Raw genomic sequence first — 11,958 nt, forward strand, 5'->3', positions numbered from 1 at the left:
TTGGTGAACAATAAACGCCTCATGCAGGACCTCAACGACCTTTATTACTTTGTGCAGGTGGTGGAGCACCAGGGCTTTGCGCCGGCCGGCCGCGCGCTCGGCAGCCCGAAATCCAAGCTGAGCCGGCGCGTCGCGCTGCTCGAGGAACGCCTGGGCGTGCGCCTGATTCAGCGTTCGACCCGCCGCTTTGCCGTCACCGAGATCGGCCAGGAGTACTACCGGCATTGCCTGGCCATGCTGGTCGAGGCCCATGCCGCCCAGGAGGTGATTGACCGCGTGAGCGCCGAGCCGCAGGGCACGGTGCGCATCAGCTGCCCCACCGCCCTGCTGGACTATCAGGTGGGCGACATGCTGGCGCGCTTCATGGCCGCCTGCCCCCGCGTGCAAATGCAGCTGGACAGCACCAACCGGCGCGTTGACGTGATTGGCGAGGGCTTCGACATGGCCATTCGCGTGCGCTTCCCGCCGCTGGAAGACACCGACCTCGTCATGCGCGTGCTGGGCGACAGCACGCAGCGCCTGGTGGCCAGCCCCGGCCTGCTCAAGGCCAGGGGCCTGGCCGCGCCGCTGGTGCCGGCAGACCTGGCCAGCCTGCCCAGCCTCGACGAAGGCCCGCCACACCGTGAGCACGCCTGGCACTTGTTGGGCCCTGATGGCGCCAGCGCCGTCGTGCACCATGCGCCGCGCCTGATCACCGACGACCGGCTGGCGCTGCGCCTGGCTGCGCTGCAGGGCGTGGGGGTGGTGCAACTGCCGACAATGATGGTGCGGCAGGATCTGGCGCAGGGGCTGCTGGTTGACCTGCTGCCGCGCTGGCGGCCACGGCCGGGCATTGTGCACGCGGTGTTTCCGTCACGCCGCGGCCTGCTGCCGGCGGTGCGTGAGCTGATCGATTTCCTGGCCCTTGAATTCGCCAAGCCCGCCCTGGCCGAACGCGGTGATGAAGCGGAGCCTGCAGCTGCGGCGCTGGGTGTTGCGGCCCAAGTCTTAAGAAAAAAGACCCGTTTGCCAAGGAAAGACGGGCGCTAGAAGCTATCAAAATAGTAGCAATTCGTGTGGCCGGTGCTGGCAAGCACCCCCCGCGATCGTGGTGTCCTGGCTAGCGGCGGCCCTTATTTCAGAAAGTCGACCAGCGCAGGAATCACCTGCTCGGGCGCTTCTTCCATCAGCCAGCGGCCCGAGCCTTTGACCACCCGACGGAGCGCTAGCGCGTGCATCCTCGTACACCTCCTTGCCGAAGGACGTGGTTTGTCGTTCCAATGACAGACGCGCAGCATTCTTCCGGCGAGCATCTGGCTCTCAACAAATTATCAGGAGCCAAGCATGTCCGAAGCCATGTACGAACGGGGCCTGGGCCGAAATGCAGCGAACTACGCGCCCCTTACGCCGCTGTCATTCCTGGACCGTACTGCTGACGTTTACCCTGACCGCATCGCCCTGCTGCATGGCGAACTGAAGCAGACCTGGGCGCTGACCAGGGAGCGGTGTTACCGGTTGGCGAGTGCACTTGTCAAGCGTGGCGTCACTCGCCAAAGCACTGTGGCCATCATCGCGCCCAATACGCCGGCGATGCTCGAAGCCCATTTCGGCATACCCCTCGCCGGCGCAGTCATCAATGCCATCAATTGCCGACTCGATGCCCAGGCCATCGCCTTCATCTTGCGTCACGGTGAAGCGTCTATCTTGCTGGTCGACCGGGAGTTCGCCTCGCTGGCAGCCGCGGCGCTCGAGCATGTCCCGAATAAACCGTTGGTGGTGGATATCAACGATGCGCTGGCGCCGCCCGGCAACTGCATCGGGTCCCTCGACTACGAGGCACTGCTGGCTGAGGGGGACGCCGACTTCGGTGGTGTCTGGCCCCAGGACGAGTGCGACGCCATCGCGTTGAACTACACCTCGGGCACCACAGGCGATCCAAAGGGGGTGGTGCCCAGCCATCGTGGAACCTACATCATGAGCCTGTTGCAGATGACGAACTGGGCGCTTCCCCGCCAACCTGTCTACCTGTGGACGCTGCCCATGTTTCACGCCAACGGATGGTGCTTCACCTGGGCGATCACGGCCGCAGCAGGCACCCACGTATGCCTGCGCAAGGTCACACCTGCCAACGTTCGTCTGGCTATCGAGAGGTACGACGCGGATCACTTTTGCGCCGCGCCGGTGGTGCTGGCGGGCCTGGCCAGCGAGGCGACAGCGACGCCCTTGCGCAAAAGTGTCCGGGTCCTCACGGCCGGTTCCCCGCCGCCAGCCACCGTGCTGCGCGCGTTGCAAGCGCAGGGCTTTGCCGTCGATCATGTCTATGGCATCACGGAAGCCCTGGGTACTCCGGTCAGCTGCGCCTGGCAAGATGCGTGGCAAGAATTCGAGCCAGACCACCAGGCGCGCATCAAGGTCAGGCAGGGTGTGCGTGCAGCCGCTCTTGAAGGCATGCAAGTCGCCGACCCTCAGACACTTGTCACGGTCCCGCATGATGGTCGAAGCTCCGGCGAGTTGATGCTGCGCGGCAACGTGGTGATGAAGGGCTATCTCAAGAATCAACCGGCGACTGAACAGGCCTTCGCGGGCGGCTGGTTTCATACGGGCGATATCGCCGTGGTTCATCCGGACGGCTACATCCAGATCACCGACAGATCGAAAGACGTGATCATCTCCGGTGGTGAAAACATATCGTCGGTCGAGGTCGAAGACATGCTTCACCATCACCCCGCGGTCCTATTGGCCGCGGTGGTCGCCACGGCCGATCCCAAATGGGGTGAAGTGCCGTGCGCCTTCGTTGAGCTGCGGCCCGAACAGAGTGCGAGCAGCGAAGAGATCATCGCTTTTTGCCGCGATCGCCTGGCCCACTTCAAGTGTCCGCGGCGCGTCGTGTTTATGGACCTTCCGAAGACCGCGACCGGAAAGATCCAGAAATTCCGTTTGCGCGAGATCGCGGGAAGCCAGGATGCCATTACCCAGCTTGCGAGCCTGACCGCGAAGGAGTTGTCATGAATACGCATGGCTCGGGCGCGGGATGGGCGGTGCTCGACGTGCCGCTAACCGCCACCGCGAGAACGATCCGATGTGAAGCCCGTGCATTCGCCCGGCGTGAAATTGAGCCCCGCGCTGCCGAGATTGACGCGGCCGGGAGATTCCCCGACGACCTTTGGCCCAAGCTTGGTCAAGCCGGGCTGCTCGGCCTCACGGTGGCACCGGAGTACGGCGGCGCCGGCCTCGGCTATCTCGAACACCTGGTGGTCATGGAAGAGATCAGCCGGGCCTCAACGGCGCTCGGTTTCTCCTACCTGGTTCATTCGCACGCCTGCGTGAACCAGATTGCCCTGTATGGGACGCAAGAGCAGAAGCGCAGGCTTCTTCCGGGCCTGGTGAACGGCTCACAAGTGGGCGGGCTGGCCATGACCGAGCCTGATGCCGGTTCGGACGTGCTCGGTGGCATGCGCACGGTGGCGGAGCCGGCTGGAGACGGGTTTCGGCTGTCTGGCCGCAAGGCCTGGATCGCCAACGCACCACGGGCGGATGTTCTGGTCGTGTATGCACGAACCGATCCGGATTTGGGAAGCAAAGGCATTAGCGCCTTCGTGGTGAACACACGCCGGCCCGGTGTCACGCTCGGTCCCGCGCGCGCTAGCCTGGGCATGCGTGGCTGCCAGGTCGGAGACATTGCGTTCGACGGCTGCCACCTGGGCACTGACGACTTGTTAGGCGGGTTGAATCAGGGTGCGGCCGTGCTCATGGAGGGCCTGGCGCGTGAGCGGCTCGTTGCCACGGGCGGTGCATTGGGTTTGCTACAGGCCTGCCTTGACGTAACCCTGCCCTATTGCTGCCTGCGCGAGCAGTTCGGCAAGCCGATCGCATCCTTTCAACTCGTGCAGGCGAAGCTTGCGGACATGCTGGCGGACCTGAATGCCTCACGCAGCTACGCCTATGCAATGGCGGCGGTCCATGGCAACGGTCAGGGACACTCTTTCGACAGCACCGCCTTGTTGCTGTTCGTCGCAGAGCGGGCGTCCGCAGCGGCTCGCCAAGCCGTCCAGCTGATGGGGGCGGCCGGCTTCGACGCCGAGTCCACCCCCTCGCGTCTGTATCGCGACGCCAGTCTGTTTACCCTGGGCTTCGGCACCTCGGAGATTCGGCGCATTGTCGTGGGACGCGGCCTGCTGTCTGCAAGCCAGGCCCGGCACCATTGAAGACCTTGCACCTGCCCTTTCGGTAGTATCTTCACGACATGGACGAGTTTCTCAAAGAGTCGACCTGGTTCGCGCAATTGCCATCAGGGGAGCAAACGCGCGTCGCGTCGGAAGTTCGCCTTCGGGAGGTGGCGGAAGGCGGCTATCTTTTGCGATCAGGCGGCGCTGCCGATCACTGGTGGGGCGTCGTCGACGGACTGCTGAAGATGTGCACGACCGAGCGGGATGGACGTTCCATTACCTTCACCGGCCTGTCGAGTGGCGCGTGGTTCAGCGAAGGATCTGTGCTGCGCGGTGAACCACTGCGTTACGACGTGGTCGCATTGCGTGACAGCAAAGTCGCCATGGTGCCGGCTGCTACTTTCTTCAGGCTGTATCACCATCACGTCAGCTTCAATCACTACCTGATCTCGCTGCTGAACGAGCGGCTGCAGCAGTTCGTGGTCAGCTATGAAGTCCAGCGATCCATGTCCGTTGACAGCCGCGTCGCCAGATCGCTGGCCAGTCTCTTCAACAAAAGGCTCTATCCCGGCACCGAGACCCACTTGAGAATTTCCCAGGAGGAAATCGCCAACTTGACGGGCATCTCGCGACAGCGTTGCAGCCAGGCCCTCACCACCCTCCGTGACGCCGGCTTGCTGCGAACCGAGTACCAAGGGGTCACGATTGTGGATCTGGAAGGACTTTTGAAGTTCGATGGTTAGGCGGCCAACATCTGCAGCGGTCGGCTTCGTCGGGGTGTCGCTGCACTCTAAAACCTCGATCTTTAGTGAAAATGGCTGTCAGCCCTTACAGTACGGGTGCAGGCAGCTATTAAAATAGTAGCGATCCGGTGTGGCCGGCGATGGCAGGCACCGCCGCCATCGCCGTGTCCTGGCTAGCTGCAGCCCTTATTTCAGGAAGCCGACCAGCTCAGGAATCACCTGCTCGGGCGCTTCTTCCATCAGCCAGTGGCCCGAGCCCTTGACCACCACGCCTTTGACATCGTTGGCCACCAGCTTGCCCTGCTCAATCAGGAACGTGCCGCCGGCTTTTTCGCCCGAGAGCACCAGCATGGGCATGGTCAGCTTGTTGGTCGAGAGCGCGGCAAAGTCGGCGGCGTCTTTCTCAAAGTTCTTGAAATACTCAAAACCCGCCCGCATGCCGCCCTCTTGCGCATAGGCCGCGGCATACACGCGCCGGTCGGCTTCAGACACCGAGTGTTTGGCGTCGGCCGCAAAGTCGTTCCAGAAGTGCTCAAAGTAAATGCGCTCGCGCCCTTTCACCAAAGCCAGCGGCACCGGGCCGTGGAAATGAAAGTGCCACAGGTCACGCAGCAGCCACACGTTTTGCCATTGGCCCACGCCGGGCAAAAACGCATCCATCAGCACCACGCGCTCGGTCTCGGCCGGGAACTGCGCCGCATAGGCATAGGCCACCATCAGGCCGATATCGTGGCCCACGATGCTGGCGCTCTGGATGCCCAGCGACTTCACCAGTTCGTGAATGTCCACCGCCATGTTCTTCTTGTCGTAGCCGCCTTCGGGTTTGGACGAGCCGCCGGCGCCGCGCAGGTCAGGCACGATCACCGTGTGGGTCCTGGCCAGCAGCGGCATCAGCGGGTTCCACATGTGGCTGGTTTCGGCATAGCCGTGCAGCAACACCACGGCCGGGCCGCTGCCGCCGACGCGGTAGTGAATGCGCGTGCCGTTGACGTCGGCGTTGCGCGCCGTGAAGCCGGGCACGCGGCCTTCGTTAGCGACGATGCGCGCGGCGGCAGAGGCGGGCGATGCAGTGGCCAGCAGGCCGGCCGTGGCGGCGCCGAGTGTGGCTGCGCTTGCAAGCAATTGGCGGCGGGTGGCAAGAGGGTCAGAAGCGGTGTCCATGGCGTTTCCTTGAATGAGGTTGAGGTGGCTCCACTGTAGGATTTAGCTTCGCTGAGTGAAAGGCCCTAAAGCTTGTTTATTCGTTCAGCTTTTATGAATGATGAAGGGCTGTGGCTCACTTGACCGTCGACAAGCTGCATCGCCCCCATGGCAGCGATACCGCGCCTGCACCTTCAGTCCGCCCGCCCCATCACATCGGCCAGCCAGTCCACAAACACCCGTACGCGCGGCGACAGCTGGCGGTGGTGCGGGTACAGCACCGAGACCGGCATGGGCGCGGGCCGCCACGGCGACAGTACTTCGCAAAATGTGCCGTCATCCAGCCGCGCCGCCACGTGGTAGCGCGGCAGCTGGATGAAGCCCAGGTGCGCGGCGCAGCAGGCCACATAGGCATCGGCATCGCTCACGGACACCGAGCCTTTCAGTTGCAGGCTGCGCGCTACGCCATCGACCACAAAGTCGAAAGGCAGGGGCTTACCGCTGCGGGCGGACAAAAAGTTCACGGCCCGGTGCCCGCGCAGCGCGTCTATCGTTTCGGGCGTGCCGTGCTCCGCCAGGTATTTGTGGCTGGCGCAGGTGACCTGCTGCAGCGAGGCCACGCGTCGCCCCACCATGCTGGAGTCGCCCAGCTCGCCCGCGCGCAGCACGCAGTCCACGCCCTCGCGCACCAGGTCCACCAGCCGGTCGCTCATGCCTATCTCCAGCTCGATATCGGGGTAGCGCTCAAAAAACCGGTCAATCACCGGCAACAGGAAGTGTTTGGCCAGGGTGCCCTGCAGGTCCACGCGCAGCTTGCCCTTGGGTTTGCTGCCGGCGCTGGCGAACACCGCCTCGGCTTCTTCCAGGTCGGTCAGCAGCCGCAGGCAACGCTCGTAATACGCCTCGCCGTCCTGCGTGGGGCTCACGTGGCGCGTCGTGCGCTGCAGGAGGCGCGCGCCCAGCCGCTTTTCAAGCTGTTGCACGGCGTGCGTCACCGTGGCGCGCGGCAGCTGCAGGTCGTCTGCTGCCTTGGTGAAGCTGCCCAGCTCCACGATGCGCGTGAACAGCTGCATGGAATGAAAACGGTCCATTACGAGCCCCCACGGTCGTTCACTTCGTGTAACTCCCTGCCCCCCGAGGGGGCCGCTGCGCCTGCGGTCTGGCAGAGCCAGTCCCGCGGCCCCGGCTTGTATGTCGAGTCTTGCTGGTGGCCTTTGGCTGTGCACTCTTTGCCGGTCCTTTTGCTCATGTCATTGTTGGTATTTATTGAACAGTTATCGCAATCTTACGGTATTTATCGCGTATGAATTGAACAGAACAATAGCCTCACTGACTCACCAAAAGCGCACAACACAGCAGCGCCGCGGGCAGGCAGGGCAAACAACCTTCAGCAACCTAACAGGAGTTTCCAAATGACCGCTTCAGCATCTACGCAAAAAGCCATTCAAGCCACGCAAACCGCCATCGTCACCGGCGCTTCCCGCGGCATCGGCGCCGCCGTCGCCCGGCGCCTGGCACGTGACGGCTACCAAGTCGTCGTCAACTACGCCGGCAAGGCCGACGAAGCCCGCAGCGTGGTGCAGGCCATTGAATCCGCCGGCGGCCAGGCCATCGCCGTGCAGGCCGACGTATCGGACGCCGCCGCGGTGAAGGCCCTGTTCGACCAGGCCGTGCAGGCCTTTGGCCGTGTCGACGTGCTGGTCAACAACGCCGGCATCATGCCCTCCACCCTGCCGCACCTGGCCGAGACCGACGACGAAACGTTTGACCGCCTCTTCGCCGTCAACGTCAAGGGCACCTTCAACACCCTGCGCGAAGCCGCCAACCGTCTGCAAAACGGCGGCCGCATCGTCAACTTCTCGACCAGCGTGATCGGCCTGGGCCTGCCCGGCTATGCGGTGTATGGCGCCACCAAGAGCGCGGTGGAAACCTTCACCCACATCATGGCCAAGGAGCTGCGCGGCAAAAACATCCGCATCAACGCGGTCGCCCCCGGCCCCACGGCCACGGCGCTGTTCCTCGACGGCAAAACGCCTGAAACGATTGAGCGCATGTCAAAAATGGCGCCGCTTGAACGCCTCGGCACGCCCGAGGACATCGCCAATGCCGTGGCCTTCCTGGTCAGCGAAAACGCCGCCTGGATCAACGGCCAGACCTTGCGCGCCAACGGCGGCGTTGTGTAAGGGCGCGAATCTTTCTTCCCATCCCCCCCCCGCCATTTCATTCCAACATCTTTCAGAAAGTCATCATCATGAAATCCGTCATCCTCGTCACCGGCGCCTCCACCGGCATTGGCCACCTCACTGCCCGTTCGCTGGCACAAGCCGGCCACACGGTTTACGCCAGCATGCGCGACACCGAAGGCCGCAACGCACCCAGGGTGCGCGAGCTGCGCGACTGGAGCTTTGCCAACGGCCATGACCTGCGCGCCGTGGAACTCGACGTGCTGTCGCAAGCCTCGGCCGATGCGGCCGTGGCGCACATCGTGGCCGAGCAGGGCCGCCTTGACGTCATCGTGCACAACGCCGGCCATCTGGTGGTCGGCCCCACCGAAGCCTTCACGCCCGAAGAAATCATCCAGGTGCTGGACACCAACTTCCTGGGCAGCCAGCGCGTCAACCGCGCCGTGCTGCCGGTGATGCGCGCCAAAGAGGCTGGCCTGGTGCTCTGGGTCAGCAGCACCACGGTGCGCGGCGGCTTCCCGCCCTTCCTCGGCCCCTACGCCGCCGCCAAGGCCGCCATGGATTCGCTGGCCGTCACCCTGTCTTACGAGCTGGCCCGCTTCGGCATCGAGACCTCCATCGTGGTGCCCGGCGCGTTTACCCGCGGCACGGCGCACTTCCCCAACGCCGGCAAACCCGCCGACGAAGCCACCGCTGCCGCCTATGCGCGTTACGACGGCGTGATGGACCAGGTGGGTGCACGCCTCTCGGCCTTGAGCCCCGACAACGCCGACCCGCAAGCCGTGGCTGACGACATCACCCGCATCGTCGGGCTGCCTGCCGGCACCCGGCCCTTCCGTTCGGTGACCGACTTCATTGACGACGGCGCGGCCGCCGTGACCGAAGTGGCAGAGCGCGTGCGCGAGGAGTTTGCGCACCGCATAGGCATCGCCGACCTGCTCAGGCCCACCCTGCGGCAACAGGCGTGAACCATGAGCACCCTCTCAGCGTTCATTCTGGGCCGGGTGCTGCTGGCCCTGGCCTTCGCGGGCCCGGGCGCCGCGCACTTCATGGCGTCGCTCAGGCAGCGCAATCACGCCGCCGCCGCGATCGGCGCCGCGGAGGTGGCGGCCGGCCTGGCGCTGATGCTGGGCTGGCAGTTGCGCTGGCTCGCGCTGGCCGCCGCGGTCTTCCTGATCGTCGATGCCTTGGTGGCGCATGCCTTCTGGAACGCGGTGCCGCAGGACCAGCGCAACCAGCTGCTGCACTTTTTCAAGAACATCGCGCTGGCGGGCGCCTTCATCCTGCTGGGCGCGGTGGATGGGCAGGCCCCGGCGGGGCAATGAGCCGGCGTCTGCCGGGCCGCGAGGATGGTCCCGTACTCGTGCACCGCGTCGTCGGAACCGGTGTTGTTGCTCCTGGCCCGGGCACGACCGACAGCGCCCAGGCCGGTGCATGAGGCCGGGCGCCGCAGGGGCCTTGCGGTTTTCGGGACAATAGGGCCAGCCCTCGGGCCACGCCTGCCCTTTTGCGCCATGTGCGCCCGCCGCCACCCGGCAGCCCCGCAGGCGCCCTGACCTCATGATTTTTGTGCAATGAAACCCGCCCTGGCCCAGATCAAACTCCTCGCCGCTGAGTGGCTGCTCCGCCTGCGGCGCGCCATTCGGCGCCCGACCCGGCGTGAGCTGGCCTGGGCGCTGGCCGCCGTGCCGGCGCTGTGCCTGCTCTACCTGCTGCTGCTGATTCCCTTCACCCCCAGCATCAGCGACATCCGCAAGGCCAAGACCGAGCAGCCCGCGCAGGTGCTTTCGGCCGACGGCAAGGCGCTGGCCGAGTTCAAATGGGCCAACCGCGAGTGGGTGCCGCTGGAGGAGATTTCGCCGCAGGTGGTCAACGCCCTCATCGCCACCGAAGACCACCGCTTTTACGAGCACCACGGCCTGGACTGGCGGCGCACCGCCGCCGCCGCGCTGAACACCTTTTCGGGGGACCGCCAGGGCGGCTCCACCATCACGCAGCAGCTCGCCCGCAACCTCTACCCGGCGGAGATTGGCCGCGCGCCCACGCTCAACCGCAAGCTCAAGGAAGCCATCACGGCGCTGAAAATAGAGGCGCTCTACACCAAGAAGGAAATCCTCGAGACCTACCTCAACACCGTGCCCTTTCTCTACAACGCCTACGGCATAGAGATGGCGGCGCGCACCTATTTCGACAAGTCGGCCGACCAGCTCGACGTGCTCGAAAGCGCCACGCTGGTCGGCATGCTCAAGGGCACCAGCTACTACAACCCGGTGCTCAACCCCGAGCGCGCCGTGCAGCGGCGCAACACCGTGCTGGCGCAAATGGTCAAGCGCGATCAGCTCGATGCCGCCAAATTTGAAACGCTGAAGAAAAGGCCGCTGCACATCGACTTCGAGCGGCAGACCGAGCCGCCGGGGCCGGCGCCGCACTTCGCCCAGCAGCTGCGCAAATGGCTGATCGCCTGGGCCGACCGCAACGACTACAACATCTATGCCGACGGCCTGGTGGTGCGCACCACCATAGACTCCCGCCTGCAGGCCTGGGCCAACCAGGCCGTGGCGCGCCAGGGCAACCAGCTGCAGGGCGTGGCCGATGCCGCCTGGGGCCCGCGCGCCGTCTGGGGCGCCGGTAACGCGCTGGTGCAGGCCTTTGTGCGCGAAACGCCCGAGTACCGCGCCGCCCTTGACGCCGGCCTCACCGCCGCGCAGGCGCTGAAAAAGCTGTTGGCCGACCCCGCCTTCATGCGCGCCCTGCGCCAGCAAAAGACCCGCGTGCAGGCCGGCTTCATGGCGCTGGACCCGCGCAGCGGCCAGATCCGCGCCTGGGTCGGCAGCCGCGACTTTGCCCAGGACCCGTTTGACCATGTGCAGCAGGCGCGGCGCCAGCCCGGCTCCACCTTCAAGCCCTTTGTCTACGGCGCCGCCTTCGAGCAAGGCGCCAGCCCCGACGACACCCTGGTAGACCAGGCCGTGGAAATCGCCCTGCCCGGCGGCGAGGTGTGGCGCCCCAGCGATGGCGGGCCGCCCAGCGGCCAGGCCATGAGCCTGCGCGACGGCCTGGCGTATTCCAAAAACACCATCACCGCGCAAGTCATGCAAGGCGTCGGCCCCGCCAGGGTCGCCAAGCTGGCCCGCGCCATGGGCGTGCGGCAAAGCAAGCTCGATCCCGTGCCCGCGCTGGCGCTGGGCACCAGCCCCGTCACCCTGAAGGAAATGGTCAGCGCCTACGGCACCATTGCCAACGGCGGCGGCTACCTGGAGCCGGTGCTGGTCACCCGCATTGAAAACCGCCAGGGCGAGGTGCTGGCCGAGTTCCACCCCGCCAGGCCCGAGGCCGCGCTGCCCGCCAAGGTCAACTACACCCTGCTCGACGCGATGCGCGGCGTGGTCGATCGCGGCACCGGCGCCGCCATACGCAGCCGCTACGGCATACGCGCCGACGTGGCCGGCAAAACCGGTACCACCCAGGACAACGCCGACGGCTGGTTCATCCTCATGCACCCGCAGCTCGTGGCCGGCGCCTGGGTCGGCTTTAACGACGGCCGCGTGACCCTGCGCAGCGACTACTGGGGCGAGGGCGCGCACAGCGCCCTGCCCATCGTCGGCGAGGTCACCGCGCAGGCGCTGCGCAGCCGCGTCATCGACGCCAAGGCCCGCTTTGCCGAGCCGCAGGACAGCAGTCTGGCCGCCGCGGTGGCCCCGCTGCTGGGCCGCGTGCGCGACTGGGTGGCGGGCATGCTGGGCACCG

Annotated in this window: 9 protein-coding genes and 1 pseudogene; 8 read left to right on the forward strand and 2 right to left on the reverse strand. The window is 65.4% G+C overall.

Features of this window, described 5'->3' with window-relative positions; all coding sequences use genetic code 11:
• Window positions 1-21 precede the first annotated feature (21 nt).
• From PJE01S_RS12960 to PJE01S_RS12975, 4 genes and pseudogenes are all read left to right on the forward strand, one after another.
• Window positions 22-915, forward strand: a pseudogene (locus tag PJE01S_RS12960) (LysR family transcriptional regulator); the annotation flags it as partial.
• A gap of 408 nt (window positions 916-1,323) precedes the next feature.
• A complete protein-coding gene (locus PJE01S_RS12965; protein ID WP_068834035.1) occupies window positions 1,324-2,988 on the forward strand; it encodes an AMP-binding protein in 1,665 nt (554 codons plus the stop codon).
• Window positions 2,985-4,184 (forward strand): acyl-CoA dehydrogenase family protein, encoded by a 1,200-nt coding sequence (locus PJE01S_RS12970; protein WP_068834036.1) that lies wholly within the window; start codon window positions 2,985-2,987, stop codon window positions 4,182-4,184. Before PJE01S_RS12965 ends, PJE01S_RS12970 begins: the two co-directional genes overlap by 4 nt.
• 38 nt (window positions 4,185-4,222) lie before the next feature.
• On the forward strand, window positions 4,223-4,888 hold the full coding sequence (locus PJE01S_RS12975) for a Crp/Fnr family transcriptional regulator (RefSeq protein WP_068834037.1): 666 nt from the start codon (window positions 4,223-4,225) through the stop codon (window positions 4,886-4,888).
• 186 nt (window positions 4,889-5,074) lie between these two features.
• On the opposite strand, the gene PJE01S_RS12980 is transcribed toward PJE01S_RS12975, so the two are convergent.
• Both PJE01S_RS12980 and PJE01S_RS12985 read right to left on the reverse strand, forming a co-directional pair.
• On the reverse strand, window positions 5,075-6,049 hold the full coding sequence (locus PJE01S_RS12980) for an alpha/beta fold hydrolase (RefSeq protein WP_068834038.1): 975 nt from the start codon (window positions 6,047-6,049) through the stop codon (window positions 5,075-5,077).
• Window positions 6,050-6,222: 173 nt separating this feature from the next.
• Window positions 6,223-7,119: a LysR family transcriptional regulator gene (locus PJE01S_RS12985; protein WP_068834039.1), complete on the reverse strand. Its 897-nt coding sequence runs from the start codon at window positions 7,117-7,119 to the stop codon at window positions 6,223-6,225.
• Window positions 7,120-7,440: 321 nt separating this feature from the next.
• Between PJE01S_RS12985 and PJE01S_RS12990 the strand changes: the two genes are divergently transcribed.
• From PJE01S_RS12990 to PJE01S_RS13005, 4 genes are all read left to right on the forward strand, one after another.
• Window positions 7,441-8,211 (forward strand): SDR family oxidoreductase, encoded by a 771-nt coding sequence (locus PJE01S_RS12990; protein ID WP_068834040.1) that lies wholly within the window; start codon window positions 7,441-7,443, stop codon window positions 8,209-8,211.
• Between the two features lie 68 nt (window positions 8,212-8,279).
• Window positions 8,280-9,179, forward strand: a complete 900-nt coding sequence (locus tag PJE01S_RS12995; protein ID WP_068834041.1) for an SDR family oxidoreductase — start codon at window positions 8,280-8,282, stop codon at window positions 9,177-9,179.
• A gap of 3 nt (window positions 9,180-9,182) precedes the next feature.
• The gene (locus PJE01S_RS13000; RefSeq protein WP_068834042.1) at window positions 9,183-9,536 is read left to right on the forward strand and encodes a DoxX family membrane protein; all 354 of its coding nucleotides are present in this window, start codon (window positions 9,183-9,185) and stop codon (window positions 9,534-9,536) included.
• A 249-nt stretch (window positions 9,537-9,785) separates the two neighbouring features.
• Window positions 9,786-11,958, forward strand: a 2,173-nt coding sequence (locus tag PJE01S_RS13005) for a penicillin-binding protein 1A (RefSeq protein WP_068834043.1), incomplete at its 3' end; no start/stop codon positions are given.

The sequence above is a fragment of the Polaromonas jejuensis NBRC 106434 genome (assembly GCF_001598235.1).
GTDB lineage: Bacteria > Pseudomonadota > Gammaproteobacteria > Burkholderiales > Burkholderiaceae_C > Polaromonas > Polaromonas jejuensis.

Bases quoted from the DNA above. Each gene is read 5' to 3' on its own strand.
- PJE01S_RS12995 (WP_068834041.1), top strand. From the start codon at position 8,280: ATGAAATCCGTCATCCTCGTCACCGGCGCCTCCACCGGCATTGGCCAC.
- PJE01S_RS13000 (WP_068834042.1), top strand. From the start codon at position 9,183: ATGAGCACCCTCTCAGCGTTCATTCTGGGCCGGGTGCTGCTGGCCCTG.
- PJE01S_RS12970 (WP_068834036.1), top strand. From the start codon at position 2,985: ATGAATACGCATGGCTCGGGCGCGGGATGGGCGGTGCTCGACGTGCCG.
- PJE01S_RS12975 (WP_068834037.1), top strand. From the start codon at position 4,223: ATGGACGAGTTTCTCAAAGAGTCGACCTGGTTCGCGCAATTGCCATCA.
- PJE01S_RS12965 (WP_068834035.1), top strand. From the start codon at position 1,324: ATGTCCGAAGCCATGTACGAACGGGGCCTGGGCCGAAATGCAGCGAAC.
- PJE01S_RS12985 (WP_068834039.1), bottom strand. From the start codon at position 7,119: ATGGACCGTTTTCATTCCATGCAGCTGTTCACGCGCATCGTGGAGCTG.
- PJE01S_RS12990 (WP_068834040.1), top strand. From the start codon at position 7,441: ATGACCGCTTCAGCATCTACGCAAAAAGCCATTCAAGCCACGCAAACC.
- PJE01S_RS12980 (WP_068834038.1), bottom strand. From the start codon at position 6,049: ATGGACACCGCTTCTGACCCTCTTGCCACCCGCCGCCAATTGCTTGCA.